The following is an 18,733-nucleotide window of genomic DNA, read 5'->3' on the forward strand; positions in this document are numbered from 1 at the left end:
AATGCACACGCGTTAACCCTGTTTCCACTCTCGCCATGCCTCCCTGACCGGTGAAGCCGTGCGATTCGCATGGAATGCCTTCGGGAGAGTCCGCTTGTTTCAGCACCGTGCCAAAGCCAGACCGCCGCGCCGTGAGCGCCCGGTAAAGCCTGCGCCGGCCGAACCGGCGACCGAACAGGAAGCCGTCGCGCTGGAATTCGCCGAAGGCGCCGAAGAGACGATCCGGAACGAGAAGATCCGCCTTTACTTCAAGGGCGCGATGCTGGCCGTTCCGATGAATCTCATCACCGGCGGCATGTTCTTCGCCTTCACCTTTGGCGTCTCGAACCTGCTCTATACCTCCATCTGGTATGGCGTCGTCATCGCGCTCGCTCTTGTCCGGCTCATGATCGCGCGCTCTGCGCTGAGCTCGGAGAAGCCTCCGGCGCGGGCCGTACGCTACATCTACCTGACACTGACGGGCTTCCTCGGCGCCGCCTGGGGCGCATCCATGATGCTGATCCCGCAGGGCGCGCCGCTGATCGTCTCCCAGATGGGCGGCATTCTGGTCGCCGGCATGACCGCCGGTGCGGCGCTCTCCGCGGCGGCCTATCCGCGCGGCGTCAATGCCTTCCTTTTACCGACCCTGATCGTCCTCGGTGCGACCTATGTCTCGCAGGGCGGGGTGCGCGGCTTCACGCTCGCCGGCTTCTTCGTGATCTACTATTTCTTTATCGCCCGGCTCGCGAACCAGTTCGGCAATGCGGTCTCCGAGGCCCTGTCGACCTCGCACGCGCTGAAAGCCGCCCGGACAAGGGTGGAAAGCCAGGCCCGCGCCCTGAAGGAGCTCGCGCGCCGGCATGAACTTGCCGCGCGAAAGGCGGAAGAGGCGGTCCGCGCCAAGTCCGCTTTCATCGGCAATATCGCGCACGAGATCCGCACGCCCCTGAACGGCATGATGGGCGTGACGAGCAGTCTGAAGGACGACGTGACGCTGAGCGGCGATCACCGCCGCAAGATCGAAGTGGTCGAGGATTCCGGCCGCATCCTGAACCGCCTGGTTGGCGACCTGCTCGACTTCTCGAAGATCGAGGCCGGCCGGATGACGCTTTTGCAGAGCGAATTCGAGATCGACGGGATCGCCTCGGAAATCGACACGCTCTGGTCGCCGCGCGCCAGCACCAACAAGCTCGACTTCCGGATTTCCGTCACCGGTGACGGCAAGCGCCGCATGCTTGGCGATCCGGTGCGACTGAAGCAGATCATCTTCAACTTCGTCTCCAACGCGCTGAAATTCACCCGCGAGGGCACGGTCGAAGTGGCCTTCGCCATCCGCGAGGAGAGCGGGCGTCCGCGCCTGCGCGTCGAGGTTCGCGATACCGGGCGCGGTGTTCCGCGCGATGCCGAAGCGCGCCTGTTCCGCGATTACTCCCAGATCAATCTCAGCGAGGACCGCCGTCTCGAGGGCGCCGGCCTCGGCCTCGCCATCTGCAAGCGCCTCGTCGACATGATGGAAGGCACAATCGGCCATTCCCCGCGCGAGGAAGGCGGTTCGGTTTTCTGGTTCGAGGCCTCCCTGTCCTGGGCAGTTGCCAAGGCCGCCGACCCGGTCATCCGCCGCAGTGCGCCGGGTGCAGTCAGTTCCTCGGACCCGTCGGCAAAGGCTCCCGCCGCTCCGGTGCCGGCCCCGGCCGCGCCGTCGCATGGCGACCGGCCGCTGCGCATCCTCGCCGCGGAAGACAATGCGGTGAACCGCTCCGTGCTCGAAGGCTTCCTTGCCGCCAAGGGCTGGGCGGTCGACTTCGCCCACAACGGTCAGGAGGCGGTCGAAGCTGCGAACAACCGGGCTTACGACCTGATCCTGATGGACATGCGCATGCCGGTGATGGACGGGCTCGCGGCGACCCGCGCGATCCGCGATCTGCCCTCCACGGCGGCCATGACGCCGATCGTCGCCCTCACGGCCAATGCGCGGCGCGAGGACGAGGCGGCCTGTCTGGCGGCTGGAATGGACGGCTACGTCTCCAAGCCCATCGACGCGCGGCGGTTGTTCACCACGATCGACCAGGTGCTCGCGGGCGGACAGGCGGAAACAGACGTTCGTCAGTCGGCCTAGCCGCCAAGCGTCTGTCTTATCCAGTGCGTGAAGGCGGGCGAGGACTGCGTCCGTTTCAGGTCGATCCCGAGCACGCACGGCGTATCGTAGGGATGCAGGGCCAGCATCCGGTCCCGGACTGCCGCAGCCCGGCCCGCAGTGGTCTTCACCATCATTACGGTTTCGGCCTCGTCTTTGACTTCGTCCTCCCAGACATAGATCGACCGGCCCGCCGGGAAGATGTTGGCGCAGGCGATCAGCTTCTCTTCAAGAAGGGTGGATGCGGCCTGGGCGGCGGTGTCACCGTCGGGCCAGGTTGAGTAGATGAGCGCGGCCTCTGACATGACGCGCAATGTACCGCTATATAGCCGCGCAATGAAGAACTCTGTTTCATCCGGCTCCGCGGCGCTGGTCCTGTTCTCCGGCGGACAGGATTCTGCGACCTGCCTCGCCTGGGCCCTCGACCAGTTCGACCGCGTCGAGACCATCGGCTTTGCCTACGGTCAGACGCACCGGGTGGAGATGGATGCGCGCTTGCGCGTCCGCGATGCAATCAGGTCCGTCCGTTCGGGCTGGGCGGAGTGCCTCGGCGGCGACCAGGTCGTCGACCTGTCGGGTTATGGCGCGATCGCGGAGAGCGCATTGACCGCCGATCGCGCGATCGAGATCGGTGAAACCGGCCTGCCGACCACCTTCGTGCCCGGCCGCAATCTCGTCTTCCTGACGGTCGCCTCCGCGCTGGCCTGGCGGCGCGGTATTGACGTTCTTGTCGGGGGCATGTGCGAGACAGACTATTCTGGCTATCCCGATTGCCGCCGTGAGACGATCGACGCACAGGAGCGCGCCCTGACGCTCGGGCTCGACGCACCGCTGCGGATCGAGACCCCGCTGATGTATCTCTCGAAGGCTCAGACCTGGGCGCTCGCCGCCACGCTGGGCGGTCAGGCGCTCGTCGATCTGGTCATCGAGGAAACCCACACCTGCTATCGCGGCGACCGCACACACCGCCATGACTGGGGCTATGGCTGCGGCACCTGTCCGGCGTGCGATTTGCGCGCGAAGGGTTGGCAGGAATGGCAGACGGAACGCGCATGACCTATTCGGCGAAGGAAATCTTCCTGACGGTTCAGGGCGAGGGCGCGCAGGCCGGGCGTACGGCCGTCTTCCTGCGCTTTGCCGGCTGCAATCTCTGGAACGGGCTCGAACGCGACCGCGCCTCGGCCGTCTGCCGCTTCTGCGACACCGATTTCGTGGGGACGGACGGGCCGGGCGGCGGCAAGTTCCAGACCGCCGAAGCGTTGGCAAGGGAAGTCGCCGGATACTGGCCCGGCGGAGGGTCGCCGCTAGTCGTTTGCACGGGCGGCGAGCCTCTCTTGCAACTTGATGCCCCGCTGATTGCGGCCTTCAAGGCGGAAGGCTTCGAGATCGCCATCGAGACCAATGGCACGCTGGCCGCGCCGGAGGGGATCGACTGGATCACCGTCAGTCCGAAATCGACCGCGCCGCTCGTCCAGACCAGCGGGCATGAGTTGAAACTCGTCTACCCGCAAGCCGATTGCCCGCCCGAGCAATTCGCCGGGCTCGCCTTCGAACGCTTCTCGCTGCAGCCCATGGACGGTCCGGACCAGCAGGCGAATGCCTGGGCGGCGTTCGAATACTGCCTGAAGCACCCGCAATGGCGCTTGAGCCTGCAGACCCACAAATGGATCGGGGCCCCCTGAGAGTTCAGGAGGCCCCGCCTATTCCCCCGCTTCAAGCGGTTATGGATTACATGCCGGTTTCGGCGTGCTCGGCGAGACTGTCACCCAGCTGACGCGCGAAGCGGTCGAACACCCGTGTCGCGTCCGTCCAGGTGCCGGCATGGGCCGCGAAACGGATGTCGTTGCTCGTCCACTCATAGTGGTAGGTCGCCAGGACATTGCCCGATGCGTCGCGAAGCTCGGCGGAGATTTCCGCCCCGCCGACGCTGTGGCTGCGATAGTCGAGCGACGGGTTGCCGCGCATCTGAGCGAAGGTCGGACGGTTCGGATCGGCGTCTTCCAGCGTCACGAACAGCGTCGTGCCGCCCATCGCGCCTTCGCCGGCCAGCCAGCTCATGCCCGCGAGTTCGCGGGCGATGTCGTCATGCAGCATGCCGGTCAGGCGTGTGATCTCGCGTTCGCCGAGTTCGGCGGCCTCGCCGGCAAGTTCCTCGCCGATCGCGATCTCGGCAATGGACACCGGCCCGGTCGGGGCAGCGGTGTATTCGTCGCGGAATCCGTCGGCCAGGGCCGGTGCGGACAGGGCGGTCGTGGCAAGTGCAGCAATCAACCAACGTGTCATTTCAGGCTCCTTAGGCGAATGTTGAATCGTCCCCGCTGACCTAAAGTTTAGCAGAGCGGGCATGATTTGTCATCGACACTGTAGGTGGTGCCGCGTTTTCCGGTTTCAATCCCGGTCGCGTGCCGCGTCTTCCTCGTCATCTTCGCCATCGCCGGGAATGGCCGCGCGAACCACGCCTTCCCCGACATTGCCTGCCAGCTGGAGCGTGTCGCCGGCCACGCCGACGACCGTTCCGGCCACAAGGGCCGTGCCCCCGATTATGAGGCAGCCTGACAGAAGCGGGGCGAGGGCAGCCGTCATCGCGAGGAGGGCGAGGCGCCGGACAGTCATGCGGGACATCCTTTTCGAGAATTCCTGCGCAGACTGTCCGGCCATGGTTGCCAAGCGATGAGGACCGCTAGCGCGTGTCTGTCATCACGATCTCGGAATCGACCTCGGCCGTGATCGTCACCGTATCAACACCGGTCAGGGCGAGCCCGTCGCGGGCCGCGATCGTCCGTCCGTCGACCGTCACCTGTCCCGACGCCGGAACGAGATAGAGGTGGCGATCCGGCGCGGTTTCGTAGGTGACCGTCTCGCCGGCCTTGAGGGTCGCACCGACAACGCGGGCGTCGGCCCGGATCATCAGCCCGCCATCCCGATCCGGATTGCCGGAGGCGAGGGTCACGAACTGCCCCGACCGGTCGCCCTTGGGAAAGGACATCGTGTCCCAGCGCGGCGCGCCGCCCGGACGGTCGGGGAAGATCCAGATCTGGAAGATGCGGGTTGTGTCCTCTTCCAGATTGTACTCGCTGTGCCTGATGCCGCTGCCCGCGCTCATCACCTGAACATCGCCGGCGATTGTACGGCCGTCATGGCCGAGGCTGTCGCGGTGACTGATTGCCCCGTCCCGGACATAGGTGATGATCTCCATGTCGGCGTGAGGGTGCGGCGGAAAGCCTGTACCGGCGCGGATCGCATCGTCATTCCAGACGCGCAAGCTGCCCCAACCCATGCGCGCCGGGTCGTGATAGCCGCCGAAGCTGAAATGGTGGCGCGCCTTCAGCCAGTCGGTTTCGAACCGGCCAAGGCTGTCGAAAGGTCTGTGGTCAATCATGGCAATCTCCCTGTGGGGTGTTGCCGTGACAGATGGCGCTTCGCCAGGCTCGGAAAAATGAGCCCTGTGGAGGCTTTTTTGTGCCAAACCGGAATTAATCTGAGGCGTCGTTCACGACGCGCACCTCGACCGGTGTGCCGCCCTTGAAGTGGATGTCCCGCTGCGGGAAGGGGAATTGCACGTCATTCTCCTTGAACGCCTGCCAGATGGCGACCAGCACTTCGCTGGCAACATTGTTCACGCCATTACCGGGGTCGGCGATCCAGAAGCGGACTTCCAGATCGATCGAATTGTCGCCGAATCCGCGCAGCAGGCATTTGGTCGCCGGCGAAGGCAGGACACGCGGCACCGTGTTCGCGGCCTCGACCACGAGGTCCATCGCCTTGGGTACGTCCGTCGAATAGTCGACACCGATTGATTTCTTGATCCGCACGGCATGGTCGGAGAAGGACCAGTTGATCACTTTCGAGGTGATGAATTCCTCGTTCGGGATCAGATGCTCCATCCCGTCGCGGGTGATAACCGAGGCGAAACGCATGCCGAGCGACGCCACCCGGCCATAGGTGTCGTCGACCGTGATCACGTCGCCGGGCTTGATCGACCGGTCGAGCAGCAGGATCACGCCCGAGACGAGGTTCGAGAAGATCTTCTGCAGTCCGAAGCCGATACCCAGGCCGACCGCACCGGAGAAGATCGCCAGCGCGCCGAGCGGAATGCCGAGGCTGGAGATCGCCAGCGTCACCGCGGTCGCCAGCAGGATGAACTGGACCGTCTTGCCGATCAGCAGGCGCGCCGACGGGGTCAGGCTGGGCAGCGTATCGATCCGCGATCCCAGCAGCTTCGCCAGCCGCGAGGCGAGCCAGTAAAGCACGATCAGCAGGATGGCGGCGCGGATGCCGGTCAGGATCGAGACCCGGCCGCCGCCGAACCCGATCGCCATGGAGTCGAGGAAATCGGCGATCGGGCCGAGCCAGCCGATGATGTTCAGCGCGGCGAGCGTCCAGCCGATGGCCGCAGCCGTCTTCTGCCAGAAGGGCTCGCCGATGAAGGAGGTGAGCAGGCGGATGACCGCCCAGGCGCCGAGCAGGTTCGCGCCAAGCCGGACCCAGAAATACTCCATCTCCAGCTGCTGCAGCGTGAACAGCACGCCCGAAAGCAGCGCCCACGCCACGGCCGGGCCGATGACCGGCGCGACGAAGCGGATCGCGCGGGCCTTGAACTTCTCGATTGCCGGCAGGCTGAAGACGCGGGCGACGAAAGCGCTCGCCGGCCGCCGCAGGGCGAATCCGATGATCACGGCGATGAGGACAGCCCCGGCCTGGATGCCGAACGCGACGCTGAAGGCTTCGCTCTGCAGCCAGCTCCAGGCGGTGTCGACGCGCTCGCGCCACGCCTGCGGGTCGCTCAGCGTTTCGAGGTCGGGTGCCTCGAATTCGGGCGGTGCGGGCTGTGGTGTCATCGTCCGGCCGGTTGCAAGGCCATCAGACTACGGCGTTTTTCCGCCCGGCGTCGAGTGTGCACGCCCGATCAGATCGGCCGGAAGACAAGAAACAGGACAATTCCGGTCAGTGCCAGTATCGCCAGAGGCCCGACCATGTAGGCCGAGCGCAGCAGGCTGGCGGCACCGTCGCTGGTGGTTTCCTCGAACACGCCCTCGTCGAGCTTGGCGTTGAAATAGACGCCAATCTGGGAGCAGGCGATCAGGGTCAGAACGGCCAGCGTGGTCCACATCGGTGCGGTCAATGCGACGGCTATCGCCACAACCACATGGGCCAGCGTCCAGATGTAAAATGTCCATGCGTGCATACACAGCCCCCTGACTGCATGGCGACCCGGGACCAACAAAGGCCCTTGGTTCTGATCCCGTTTTTCGCGTTGAAGGGGAGTTTATACGCCTTCATTGGCGCATTAGCGATGTTTCTTATTGGGTCTGGGGCTGATTCGATATTTTGGTAACCCGGCAGGTAAACGGGCGGGCCGCCGGCGTCTGCGCTACCGGCCCTCGCGCCGCCAGGCAAGACCAAGCGTCGTCAGGATGATCAGCAATGCGATCAGGGCCGGGGCGAGCGGGGTGCGTTCCGCGGCGTGGACGATGAAACGCTCGTTCCGCGTCAGCCCGAGCCAGCTGCGGCCGGCCTGTACCGCGTCGGCGCGCGTCCGCCGCCATTGCGGCAGGTCGATACTCCCGGCCTCGCCGATCGCGGCAAAGCCGCCATCACTGGTTTCGACCAACCCGCTCAAAGGCTCACGGGTCGGCACGAGGTTGGAGTATTCGCGCGGATTGAGCGGGCCGAGCGCAGCCACCGTGGTCAACTCGCCCGACCGCAGGCGGACCAGGCCGGTCGACCGGCCTTCGCGTTCCGCCGTGAACAGGCCCGGAGTGTCGCCGGCCTGCATGTCCACGGTCTCGCCTGACCCGTCGGGCCAGGTGATCTCCAGCGGCGGCGCGGCTTGGGCGAGGGTCCGGCGCTGCACTTCCAGCTGACCGTCGCGCACGACGGCGGAAAGATGTTCCTCGTCGAGTTCCGGCTCCTGCATCAGCCAGTGCGCGACCCGGCGGAACATTTCCGCGTCTGGACCGCCGCCTTCGAAACCGCGCCCCCAAAGCCATGACTGGTCCGAGAGCAGGATCGCGGCGCGGCCTTCGCCGGCGTGTGACAGCACCAGCAGCGGCCCGCCATCGGGCGCCTGCAACAGGGTTTCGCCGCCCAGCGGCGTGGCGTCGATGCGGCGGAACCAGCGGCCCCAGGGGGGTTCGCCCTCGGGCGGGGCCAGCCCGGCGGTCACCGGGTGACGCGCGCCGGTATCGGTCAGTTCCGGGCGGAACGGTCCCGTTGCGACATAGCCGGTCGGGCGCGCCGGGATGACGGCCGCGAGCGGTGTGCGATAGATGCTCACCGGCGCGGCGAAGGGCGGCCCGGCGGTGACCAGCAGCGCCCCGCCATTCTCCACGTAACGGGCGATATAGTCGAAATAGAGCGGCGGCATGATGCCCCGGCGGCGATACCGGTCGAAGATGACGAGGTCGAACTCGTCGAGGCTCTCGGCGAAGAGTTCACGCGTCGGGAAGGCGATCAGCGCCAGCTCGTCGATCGGCGTCGCGTCCTGCCGGTCGGGCGGGCGCAGAATGGTGAAGTGGACGAGATCGACCGATGGATCGGACTTCAAAAGGTCGCGCCAGGCTCGCGCGCCATTATGCGGCTCGCCGGTCACCAGAAGGACGCGCAGGCGATCGCGCACGCCGGTCACCGAAACCGCGGCGCGATTGTTCACCAGCGACAATTCTTCCGGACCGGGCTCGACCTCGATCTCGACGACATTGGCGCCGCGGTGATCGATCGGGGCCTCGACCCGCGTGTCCTCGCCGATGGCCACGCGCGCCGTCACCGGGTCGCCGCCATCGATGCGGAAGGTCACGGTGGCTGTGCCGCTCATCGCGTCGTCCTCGACGCGCACGGTGAAGATGGCCGGATCGCCGACGAGGCCGTAGCGCGGCGATTCCACCACGATCAGGCGCCTGTCGCCCGCATCCGGGTCGCCCGCCATCAGGTGATGGAAGGGCGCATCAAGGTCGATGGCGTTGGCATCGCCCGGTGCGTCGTGAATCTGGCCGTCCGTGATCGCGACCACGCCCGCCAGACGGTCCCGCGGCACCCCGGCCAGCGCCGAATTGAACGCGTCCATCACCAGGCTGCCGTCGGGTGATTGTGACATCTCGGCCTCGACCAGTTCCAGCGTGTCGTCGCGTTCCGCGAGCGACCGCAGTTCCGCGAGCGCCGCATTGGCCGCTTCGCTGCGTCCGCCGATCTCCATGGACTCGGTGCGGTCGGTCAGGACGACGGCGATATCCGGCAGCGGGTCGCGTTGTTCGTCGACCAGAGACGGGTTCATCAGTACCAGCGCGATCAGCAGCGCGGTCAGGGACCGCCAAAGCCAGCCATTCAGACGCATCAGCGCGCCGAACAGCGCAGCGACCACTGCAGTGCTGCTCAGCAGGGCAATGACCCAGACCGGCAGGATTGGCGCGAAATCGATCGTCGTGGCTTCGAACATCACTGCCCCAGCCTTTCGAGCAGCGCGGGGACGTGAACCTGGTCAGCCTTGTAGTTCCCGGTCAGCGCGTACATGGCCAGATTGACACCGAACCGTTGCGCCAGTTCGCGCTGACGATCGCCGCCATCCACCGGATAGAGCGCCGCCCCATTGGGACCGACCGCCCAGGCCGAGGCCCAGTCATTTGATCCGATCACCACGCCGGACGTGCCGTCGCGGGCCGCGCCGTCGGGATCGGCCTCGACCCAGACCGGGCCGCCCTGGAAGCGTCCGGGATAGGTGTCGAGCAGGTAGAAGCTTCGCGTGAGGACATGGTCGGCCGCCATCTGCGCCAGCGACGGCACGTCGACCGACTCCAGCACCCGGACGAGGCCCGGATGCGGACGACCCGCGCGCAGAGCGGCGGTGTCGGCATCCTGTGTGTCGAACACGATCAATCCGCCCGACTGCATATAGGCCGTCACGCGCGCGGCGGCTTCCGGCGACAGGGCGGGGGCGTCCTCGCGCACCGGCCAGTAGATCATCGGGAAGAAGACCAGCTCGTCGCTCTCGATATCGACGGCCATCGGCGCGATCGGTTCGATCGCGCTGCGCCGCATCAGCTGCTGGCTCAACCCGGTCAGACCGGCGCGGCTGCGATTGTCGATCTCGGCATTGCCGGTTCGCACATAGGCGAAACGCAGATCGAGCGAGGCTTCCATTGCGAACTGGATGTCGGTGTCCTGCGCCTCGGCGCGCGGGGCGAGGGCGGGCAAGAGGACGAGCACGGCCAGCGCTGCCACCGTGCCGCCGCGTGCGAAACGCGGCATCGCCAGCCGTCCCGCGAGCGCCAGAGCAATCAGCGCGTCGAGCGCCAAGAGGACCAGTGCGGCGGCGAGAAGGATACCGGCCAGAGGCGTCTGGCGCGGAGCGTCGAGATCGGCGAAGCGCACACCGCCGATCTCGGCCGGAAGCGCCCGGAGGCCATCACCGGAACGCAGCACGTTAAGCGCGGCGGAGACCGTACCGGCGCGATAAAGCCCCGGCGGGGTTTCCGCGCTGGCGCGCGCCTGTTCGAACAGCTGTGCCGGGATCGGCCGCGCCGTAGCGGGCGGATCGGACAGACGGCCGCGGCCTTCGAGTGCGCGGTCGATGGCATAGGACCCGCCCTGCGCCGTCGATGGCGCGCCGCCGGAGGACAGGGACAGCGTCCGGCGCAGCATGCGCGGGAACAGGCCGGTCAGCGGCAGGTCGGACCATTCCGGCCCGGCGGTAACGTGGAAAAGAACGACCCAGCCCCGGCCGCGGCGGGCGGAGGTGACCAGCGGCGTGCCGTCCTCGAGCCGCGCCCAGACCCGGTCGTCGGTCGCCGTTCCCGGCTCGGCCAGTACCTGGCTGCGCACGACCGCCTCGGGGTCGGGTTCCAGTCCGGCGAATGGCGAGGTCGGCGCAAAGGGCGCCAGGCGTTGCGGCTCATCCCAGGCCAGCGCGCCGCCGAACATCCGGCCGCCTTCCCGTAGCGGGATGGGCAGGAGGTCGTCGCCGCGCGCGGCCAGGCGCGGACCGGCAAAGCGGATCAGCACGCCGCCCTGGTCGACGAAATCGGTGAGGCGCGGATCGTCGGTGCGCGCCGCGTCGACCATCACGATGATTGCCGGCGGGGTCTCCATCAGCGTGTCGAGGTTGGCGCGCTGAAGCTCGGCGAAGGGTTCGAGCGCCCGCGTCACATAGTGAAGCTCGGACAGCAGCGGCTGGCCGTCCTCGCTCGCGGCGTCGAGAATGCCGACGGTCGGCCGCCGCCAGGCATCGTCGGTCAGCTGGACCGCGCCGGCAGAGGTCTGCTCCAGGATCCGGATCGCGCTGACCCGGTTGCGCAATTCCAGCGGCAATTCGATCGTGGTGCGTACATCGCGCTGGCCGGCTTCGAACACGGCTTCGGCGCGGGCGACCGCACGGCCATCCTCGCTGGTGGCCTGCACCGTGACGGTGCGCGGCAGGCTGTCCTCGCTGCGCAGCACGTTGATCGCGAAGCCTTCCGGCGTCACTTCCGGCGGGGTCAGGGCCATGGCCGCACCCCCGGCATCGGGGCGGATTGCTGTCACGCGGCCAAGATCGGCCAGCGTTGAAGCCAGATCGGCGTCGCCCTCGGTCCGCAGCCCGTCGGAAATCCACACCACGTCCAGCGCGCCGGGGAAATCGGCGGCGGCCAGGTGGCTGGTGGCATTGGCCCGGTCCGGAGACCAGGCCCGCGTCACCGCGGCTTCCAGCCTCCGGCGGGCCATGTCGGGATCGTCGAGCCGGATCTCGTCCGTACCGAGATCGGCGGTCAGGACGAGGGCGGCAGGCTGTCCGGCACTGTCCGCGCGGTTGATATGACGCTCGGCCTCGCGCTGGATCGCGTCCCAGGACGGATGCGACGCCCAGCCATTGTCGACGACGAGCAGAAGCGGGCGCGGGGCCAGATTGTCCGGCTCCGGCTGCCAGACCGGGCGCGCCAGCGCGATGATGACCAGCGTCGCCAGAAGCAGTCGGAACACGATCAGCCACCATGGCGCGTGATGCGGGGTCTCGGTGTCGTCCGGCGCATCGCGCAGCAGGCGCAGCGGCGGAAAGATCGCCCGCTTCGGCGGCGGCGGCGTGGCACGCAACAGCCGCCACAGGATCGGCAGGGTCAGAAGTCCAAGCAGCGCCAGCGGCGCGGCAAATCCGAGCGGGCCGAGCGTCCACATCGCCTTACGCCTCCCGCGCCAGCGCGCGATAGAGGGCGAGGACGGCCTGCGTGGCCGGGCGGTCGGTGCGGTGCGTGACCAGCGTCCAGCCGGTGCGGCGGGCGAGTGCGGTCAGCGCCTCGCCGTGTTCCGCCCAGCGCTTGCGATAGGTCTTGCCGGCCTCTTCGGCGCGGCCGAAGAGCAGGCTGTCATGGCCCGACGGTGCTTCGAAACGCGTGCGGCCCTTGAAGGGAAATTCCTCTTCCATCGGATCGACGACGCGCAGCATCACGCCATGCGATTGCAGCGCCGCGAAGCGCGACAGGCGCGCCGACCAGGTCTCGATCGGGTCTAGGAAGTCGCTGGCCAGAACGGCCGTCCCGTAGCGCGACAGGCTGGGCGCCTCGACCGATTGCGAACTGCCCGGGCCGGTCGCGAGACGCGCGGCGACGCGCTCAAGGCCCAGCGCCCGTGTGCGCGCGCGTTCGGATTCGCCGAGCACCGCAACACGTTCGCCGCCGCGGGTCAGGAGCGCCGCCAGCGCGATCAGGCACACCGCCGCGCGATCCGACTTCAGCGGCAGGGCGTTCGAGGAGGCGAAGGTCATCGATGGCGACGCGTCGCGCCACAGCCAGACCGTGCTGGCCGCCTCGCGCTCATTCTCGCGCACGAACAGGCGCTGTGCCCGGGCCGACATGCGCCAGTCGACCGCCGCGGCCCCGTCCTCGGGACGGTGATGGCGGTATTCCCAGAAATTCTCGCCCGTGCCGCGCTGGCGGCGTCCATGGACGCCCTGTGCGACTGTCGCGGCGATCCGTTCGGCATCGGCCAGCAATTCGGGGAAGGGGCGCGCGGCCTCTTCCCCGGCCTGCCTCAGCCGGGTCAGCTTTTCCGAATCGTCATGCCGCGTGAAGGGAGAGGCCATGTGGCTGTTTTACGCCGCCTTCGCCGCGAGTCGGCTGATCAGGCTCTCCAGCGTCATGCCTTCGGCGCGGGCCGCGAAGCTCAGCGCCATGCGGTGCTTCAGCACCGGCTCCGCCAGCGCCGCGACGTCCTCGGTCGACGGGGCCAGACGGCCCTGCAAGAGGGCGCGGGCGCGGCAGGCGAGCATCAGGGCCTGACCCGCACGCGGTCCGGGCCCCCAGCTGACGCCATGCTGCACGTCCCTCTCGTCCGACACGTCGGGCCGGGCGAGACGGAGCAGGTCGAGAATGGCTTCCACCACCTTCTCGCCGACCGGCAGGCGGCGGACGAGCGCCTGCATTTCGAGAATTTCCTTGGCGCTCAGCACCTTCGTCGCCTTGGCATCGCTCGGACCGGTCGTGGCCATCAGGATATCGCGCTCGGCCTCACGGCTCGGATAGGGCACGTCGACGCGCAGCAGGAAGCGGTCGAGCTGGGCTTCGGGCAGCGGATAGGTGCCCTCCTGCTCGATCGGGTTCTGCGTTGCCAGAACGTGGAAGGGCTGGGGCAGGTCATGCCGCTCGCCCGCCACGGTCACGTGATGCTCCTGCATCGCTTGCAGCAGGGCTGCCTGCGTGCGCGGGCTGGCGCGGTTGATCTCGTCCGCCATCAGGAGACGGCAGAAGACCGGGCCGGGGATGAAGCGGAAGGAGCGTTTGCCGCCCTCGGATTCTTCCAGCACTTCCGAGCCCAGAATGTCCGCCGGCATCAGGTCCGGCGTGAACTGGATCCGCTTGGTGTCGAGCCCGGTGGCCACGGCGATGGTCTCGACCAGGCGCGTCTTGGCCAAGCCCGGCGCGCCGACCAGGAGGGCGTGACCGCCCGACAGGATGGCGGCGAGCGACAGTTCGACCACCTCGTCGAGCCCGTAGATCACCTGTCCGATCGAGGCCTTCACCTCGGCGAGGCGTTCGGTCGCCTTGTCGGCGGCTTTCACCACATCGGCACCATTTGAATTCACAGCTTTTCTCGGCACACTGGGCTCCCTGACTCAGGTGGTGAGATTTGTAACAGAGGCGCACGCCCCGTTTGCGCCGGAGAATGGACGCGGGCGTGCGGAGTGTCCATGTCCACAAGCCCGCATGACGGAAAAGCAATGCAGTCGCTGCTCGAGGCCGCGGCCTCGGCGGGCGACGGCCTGCCTCCGGTCGAAAAATGGAATCCCGCACACTGCGGCACCATGGACATGGAAATCCGGCGGGACGGGTCGTGGTGGCATGACGGGACGCGCATCACGCGCGACCGTCTGGTAAGGCTGTTTTCGACAATCCTGCGAAAAGATGACGATGGCGTTCATTATCTCGTGACGCCGGTGGAAAAGCAGGCCGTCCGCGTCGAGATCGCGCCCTTCCTGGCGGTGCGGGTCGACCGCGCCGAACGCGCCGGACGCCAGGTCCTGATCTTCACGACGAATCTCGGTGACCTCGCCGAAGCCGGGCCGGAGCATCCGATTCGCGTCGAGATCGACCGCGCGACGAAGGAGCCGACGCCTTTCGTGCTGGTGCGGGGGCGGCTCGAGGCGCTGATCACGCGCCCTGTCTTCTACGAACTGGTCGAAATGGCGCAACAGGACGGCAACCGGCTGACCCTCGAATCGGGTGGAGAGACGTTTGAATTGGGGTCGGTCGCGTGAGCACACGCCCGCTGATCGACCTACTTCGGTCCAGGCTCGACCCGGTCGAGGGCGAGGATGCGCGCCCGCGGCGCGGCGACAACGACCTGAACGACGTCGTCTTCCCGGAGCGCACGCTGCGGCCTGCGGCGGTACTCGCTCCGCTTGTCCTGCACGACGGACCGCCGCGCTTCATCCTCACGCTGCGCGCCGATCACCTGCCGTCTCATGCCGGACAGGTCTCCTTTCCCGGCGGACGCGCCATGCCGGGCGAGACGCTGCCCCAGGCGGCGCTACGCGAAACCCAAGAGGAAATCGGCATCACGCCCGACCGGATCGACCTCGTCGGCCGTTTCGACAGCTACGAGACGGTGACCGGGTTTCACGTCACCCCCTTCGTCGGCATCGTGAAGCCGGGCTTCGAGATGCGGCCGGATCCCGGCGAAGTGGCCGACGTGTTCGAAACGCCATTCGAATGGCTGATGGATGCCGCCAATCACGAGACCCACGAACGCGAATTCCAGGGCCGGATGCGCCGTTATTACGCCATGCCATGGGAAGGGCGCTATATCTGGGGGGCGACGGCTGGCATGCTGCGGGCCCTGCACGAAAGGCTGTATGACTAGCCATGCTCAGACTGACCCTGATCGAGATCATCCTCTTCCTCCTGCCCTTCGCGGTCTATGGCGCCTGGCGGCTCTTGCAGACCAATGTGCCGGCGGACCCGCGCCCGATGCCGAGCGTGCTGCTCGGCGTGATCGGCGGGCTATTGGCTGCCATCGGGCTTGTCGCACTCGTCGTTGTCGGCGAGCGTACCGGCGATCCGGGCAGCGGGCGCTATGTGCCGGCTCGCTACGAGGACGGTCAGATGCGTCATTCCGGATTCACCGACGAGGCCGAGGAACGCGGCGTCCTGCCAGGCCGGCCTTTCGGTGCGGAGACGACGCGGGAAGACGAAGACCCCGGTGCGTTCGACGCACCGGATGCGGACCCCGCGCCTGAACCGGACGTGCCCGAGGACGCTGAGACCGAGGCACCGCCCGCCAATCCCACGGAAGACGCCTCTGGCGACCCGCAATGATCTCACCCGACCGTCTCGAACCGGACGAGCATGACTGGCTGATCGCACCGGCCACACGGCGGGTGATCGCGGCGCTCGAAGCGGCCGAACCGCATTCGGCGCGCTTTGTCGGCGGCTGCGTGCGCAATGCGCTGCTGCGCCAGCCGGTCGACGACATCGACATCGCCACGACGCTGGTGCCCGAACGCGCCGCCGAGGCTCTCAAAGCCGCCGGCATCGCCGTGCACGAGACCGGGATTGCCCACGGCACGCTGACCGCCGTCGCCGATCACCAGCCCTTCGAGATCACCACGCTCCGCCGCGATGTCTCGACCGATGGCCGCCGCGCCACCGTCGCCTTCACCACCGACTGGGCCGAGGACGCGCGGCGCCGCGACTTCACGCTGAACGCCATCTATGCCGAGCCGGACGGCACGCTGATCGACTACGCCTCGGGCGTTGAAGACGCGCTGCACCGGCGCATCCTGTTCATCGGACGGCCCGAGGACCGGATTGCCGAAGACTATCTGCGCATTCTGCGCTTCTTCCGATTCTTCGCCTGGTATGGCCATGGCGAGCCGGACCCGGATGCGCTCGCGGCCTGCGCCGCGATGAGGGACGGCCTCGCCCACCTCTCCGCCGAACGGGTGTGGAAGGAAACGAAAAAGCTTCTCGCCGCCGAAGACCCGTGCGCCTCGCTCGCCGCGATGGACGAGGCGGACGTGATGACGGCGCTCTACGGTCCGCTTGATCGCACACGGCTGGACCGGCTGGTGGAGATGGGTGAGGCGGACGCCTTCCTGCGCTTCCTTGCCCTCTGCCCGGACGACGCGGCCGGCGAGACGCTGGCGCAGGGCATGAAGATGTCCAATGCCGCGAAGGACCGGCTGCGCACCGCGCTCGATCCGGACTTCGCCGCCGCCGTGTTGGCCAACTGGCAGACCCGCGCCGGGCTGGAAAAGCTGGTCTATCGCAAGGGCAATGAGGCCGTCGCCGACCGGCTCGCGCTCAACTTCGCGTCACAGGAAACCCCGCCCGAAGGCTGGGGCGGCGCGCTCGCCCATGCCCGCAGCTTTCACCCGCCCGTCTTCCCGGTCACCGGCGCCGACCTGCTCGCCGCGGGCATGGAGAAAGGCCCGCAACTTGGGGAAACCCTGACCCGCCTCGAGGACCGCTGGGTGGAGTCGCGCTTTGCGCTGATGCGGGATGAGTTGCTGGGTTCCCTCTAGGCGTCACCCCGGCGGAAGCCGGGGTCCAGAATTTCCATCAAACTGGATTCCGGCGTTCGCCGGAATGACGTCAATATTCCAACCTTTTCGATCTGCCCCGGATTCATTCCGGGGCCTACCTTCGGTGCGAACCTGTCTCTGACGGTAGGTCCCGGCACAAGGCCGGGACGAGCGCGAATTCAGTCCTGATCCGGTCGCGAGATAAGCCAGGCGATGCTCCCGGTTGCCAAGCAAATCGCAACAAACACAGCAGAAAAAAGTGCAAATACAGCAACTTCAGCCTGAGCGATGCGCTCACTGTTTTCATGAGAGAAGGTGGCTGGAAGCAAGACGGGCATAAGCAAGCCGAGCGCAACAATCAGGCTGACGGCGATCGCATGACCAAAGCTTTTCCAACCGAATTTGTAGGCAATGACGGACGCCAGGAGGCCGAAGAAAAAGGCAATCGCTGCAGCAAAAGGCGCCGCGAAAATAAGGAAAACGGTCAAAATCCCTACGAACACGCGGATTGAGCTAGGATCGTCCCAGCGAACCGTTTGTCCGGTAAAAACCACTGCTATCGCGATCGCGATGGCCAGTCCGGCAAACACCGCCGCAGGGATCATTCCCCTTATCAGGCGGCCAAGTGGCGCCGGGGATTGATCGGCTGACGGCATCTCCCTCAAGGCCACTTTGCTTCCGGCGGCATGGAGGAGAGGATGGAATTGACGTTTCCGCCCGTCTCCAGCCCGAATTTCGTGCCCCGGTCGTAGAGCAGGTTGAACTCGGCATAGCGGCCGCGGCGGATCAGCTGTTCCTCGCGGTCGGCCGGTGTCCAGGCCTCGCCCATGTGCGCGCGGGCGATGCGCGGCCAGACATCGAGGAAGGCGCGGCCGACATCCTGGGTGAAGGCGAAATCCGCCGCCCAGTCGCCCGTGTTGAGCCGGTCGTAGAAGATGCCGCCCGTACCGCGCGGCTCGTTCCGGTGTTTCAGCCAGAAATACTCCTCGCACCATTTCGAGAAGCGCGGCCAGTAGTCCGCCCCGTGCGCGTCGCAGGCCGCTTTCGCCGCGGCGTGGAAGGCTTGCGTATCGGGGTGACCGGCGCGGCGCTGGGCATCCTGCGTCGGGTTGAGGTCCATCCCGCCGCCGAACCACCACTGGGTCGTCACGATGAAGCGGGTATTCATGTGCACGGCGGGAACATGCGGATTACGCATGTGCGCGATCAGCGAAATGCCCGACGCCCAGAAGCGCGGATCCTCGCTCGCGCCCGGGATCTGCGCCCGGAAGGCCTCGGAGAACTCGCCGTGGACCGTCGAGCAATGCACGCCGACCTTCTCGAAGAAGCGCCCGCGCATCATCGAGGCGACGCCGCCGCCCTGGTCGCTCGACCCGTCGCCGCGCGTCCAGGTCTCGCGTTCGAAGCGTCCGGCGGTGCCGGGATAGAGCGACGTTGGTGCTTCGTCCTCCAGCCGCTCGAACTCGGCACAGATGGAATCGCGCAAATCCTCGAACCAGGTGCGCGCAGTGGCCTTGCTTGTCTCGATGTCGTGTCCGGTCATGGCCTTCCCTTGCGTCTCCGCGCCGCGCCTGTCCAGACGCAAATTTGAACCTTGTGCAGGTCGCCAGATTGGGCCCTGATGGCGCAAGTCTTTG

19 protein-coding genes are annotated in these 18,733 nt (G+C 67.0%); 7 read left to right on the forward strand and 12 right to left on the reverse strand.

Annotated elements, in window-relative coordinates; all coding sequences use genetic code 11:
• Positions 1-94: 94 nt before the first annotated feature.
• Positions 95-2,095, forward strand: a complete 2,001-nt coding sequence (locus tag L5876_RS00130; RefSeq protein ID WP_236954063.1) for a response regulator — start codon at positions 95-97, stop codon at positions 2,093-2,095.
• Here L5876_RS00130 and cutA read toward each other — a convergent pair.
• On the reverse strand, positions 2,092-2,418 hold the full coding sequence (gene cutA, locus L5876_RS00135) for a divalent-cation tolerance protein CutA (RefSeq protein WP_236954064.1): 327 nt from the start codon (positions 2,416-2,418) through the stop codon (positions 2,092-2,094). The genes L5876_RS00130 and cutA overlap by 4 nt on opposite strands.
• A 31-nt stretch (positions 2,419-2,449) precedes the next feature.
• Between cutA and queC the strand changes: the two genes are divergently transcribed.
• Together queC and queE are read left to right on the forward strand one after the other, a co-directional pair.
• A complete protein-coding gene (queC, locus tag L5876_RS00140; protein ID WP_369280998.1) occupies positions 2,450-3,169 on the forward strand; it encodes a 7-cyano-7-deazaguanine synthase QueC in 720 nt (239 codons plus the stop codon).
• Positions 3,166-3,795, forward strand: coding sequence for a 7-carboxy-7-deazaguanine synthase (queE, locus tag L5876_RS00145; RefSeq protein WP_369280999.1), 630 nt, complete (start codon positions 3,166-3,168; stop codon positions 3,793-3,795). The genes queC and queE overlap by 4 nt, the downstream gene beginning before the upstream one ends.
• A gap of 46 nt (positions 3,796-3,841) precedes the next feature.
• On the opposite strand, the gene L5876_RS00150 is transcribed toward queE, so the two are convergent.
• The 9 genes from L5876_RS00150 to L5876_RS14790 all read right to left on the reverse strand — a co-directional run bounded on the left by L5876_RS00150 (position 3,842) and on the right by L5876_RS14790 (position 14,171).
• The gene (locus L5876_RS00150) at positions 3,842-4,396 is read right to left on the reverse strand and encodes a hypothetical protein (RefSeq protein WP_236954067.1); all 555 of its coding nucleotides are present in this window, start codon (positions 4,394-4,396) and stop codon (positions 3,842-3,844) included.
• Positions 4,397-4,501: 105 nt separating this feature from the next.
• Positions 4,502-4,726: a hypothetical protein gene (locus L5876_RS00155; protein WP_236954068.1), complete on the reverse strand. Its 225-nt coding sequence runs from the start codon at positions 4,724-4,726 to the stop codon at positions 4,502-4,504.
• Between the two features lie 67 nt (positions 4,727-4,793).
• A complete protein-coding gene (locus L5876_RS00160) occupies positions 4,794-5,492 on the reverse strand; it encodes a pirin family protein (RefSeq protein ID WP_236954069.1) in 699 nt (232 codons plus the stop codon).
• A gap of 94 nt (positions 5,493-5,586) precedes the next feature.
• Positions 5,587-6,951: a mechanosensitive ion channel family protein gene (locus L5876_RS00165; protein ID WP_236954070.1), complete on the reverse strand. Its 1,365-nt coding sequence runs from the start codon at positions 6,949-6,951 to the stop codon at positions 5,587-5,589.
• Positions 6,952-7,019: 68 nt separating this feature from the next.
• On the reverse strand, positions 7,020-7,298 hold the full coding sequence (locus L5876_RS00170) for a hypothetical protein (protein WP_236954071.1): 279 nt from the start codon (positions 7,296-7,298) through the stop codon (positions 7,020-7,022).
• Between the two features lie 186 nt (positions 7,299-7,484).
• Complete coding sequence (locus L5876_RS00175; protein WP_236954072.1) at positions 7,485-9,545, reverse strand: hypothetical protein; 2,061 nt, start codon at positions 9,543-9,545, stop codon at positions 7,485-7,487.
• Positions 9,545-12,253 carry a DUF4159 domain-containing protein gene (locus L5876_RS00180; protein WP_236954073.1) on the reverse strand — a complete coding sequence of 903 codons (2,709 nt, stop codon included), beginning with the start codon at positions 12,251-12,253 and terminating at the stop codon, positions 9,545-9,547. The genes L5876_RS00175 and L5876_RS00180 overlap by 1 nt, the downstream gene beginning before the upstream one ends.
• Positions 12,254-12,257: 4 nt before the next feature.
• Complete coding sequence (locus tag L5876_RS00185; RefSeq protein WP_236954074.1) at positions 12,258-13,157, reverse strand: DUF58 domain-containing protein; 900 nt, start codon at positions 13,155-13,157, stop codon at positions 12,258-12,260.
• A gap of 9 nt (positions 13,158-13,166) precedes the next feature.
• Positions 13,167-14,171 carry a MoxR family ATPase gene (locus L5876_RS14790; protein ID WP_236954075.1) on the reverse strand — a complete coding sequence of 335 codons (1,005 nt, stop codon included), beginning with the start codon at positions 14,169-14,171 and terminating at the stop codon, positions 13,167-13,169.
• 90 nt (positions 14,172-14,261) lie between these two features.
• Between L5876_RS14790 and L5876_RS00195 the strand changes: the two genes are divergently transcribed.
• From L5876_RS00195 to L5876_RS00210, 4 genes are read left to right on the forward strand one after another with little or no spacing between them, the layout of a single operon-like run.
• Complete coding sequence (locus L5876_RS00195) at positions 14,262-14,828, forward strand: DUF1285 domain-containing protein (protein WP_236954076.1); 567 nt, start codon at positions 14,262-14,264, stop codon at positions 14,826-14,828.
• On the forward strand, positions 14,825-15,433 hold the full coding sequence (locus L5876_RS00200) for a CoA pyrophosphatase (RefSeq protein ID WP_236954077.1): 609 nt from the start codon (positions 14,825-14,827) through the stop codon (positions 15,431-15,433). The genes L5876_RS00195 and L5876_RS00200 overlap by 4 nt, the downstream gene beginning before the upstream one ends.
• Positions 15,434-15,435: 2 nt before the next feature.
• Positions 15,436-15,888 (forward strand): DUF6111 family protein, encoded by a 453-nt coding sequence (locus L5876_RS00205; protein WP_236954078.1) that lies wholly within the window; start codon positions 15,436-15,438, stop codon positions 15,886-15,888.
• Positions 15,885-17,096 carry a CCA tRNA nucleotidyltransferase gene (locus L5876_RS00210; RefSeq protein WP_236954079.1) on the forward strand — a complete coding sequence of 404 codons (1,212 nt, stop codon included), beginning with the start codon at positions 15,885-15,887 and terminating at the stop codon, positions 17,094-17,096. The genes L5876_RS00205 and L5876_RS00210 overlap by 4 nt, the downstream gene beginning before the upstream one ends.
• A gap of 179 nt (positions 17,097-17,275) precedes the next feature.
• Here L5876_RS00210 and L5876_RS00215 read toward each other — a convergent pair whose 3' ends face one another.
• Complete coding sequence (locus L5876_RS00215) at positions 17,276-17,701, reverse strand: hypothetical protein (RefSeq protein WP_236954080.1); 426 nt, start codon at positions 17,699-17,701, stop codon at positions 17,276-17,278.
• A 56-nt stretch (positions 17,702-17,757) separates the two neighbouring features.
• Complete coding sequence (hemF, locus tag L5876_RS00220) at positions 17,758-18,639, reverse strand: oxygen-dependent coproporphyrinogen oxidase (protein WP_236954081.1); 882 nt, start codon at positions 18,637-18,639, stop codon at positions 17,758-17,760.
• Between the last annotated feature and the right edge of the window lie 94 nt (positions 18,640-18,733).

It is taken from the genome of Hyphobacterium sp. SN044 (assembly GCF_021864465.1).
Classification (GTDB): domain Bacteria; phylum Pseudomonadota; class Alphaproteobacteria; order Caulobacterales; family Maricaulaceae; genus Hyphobacterium.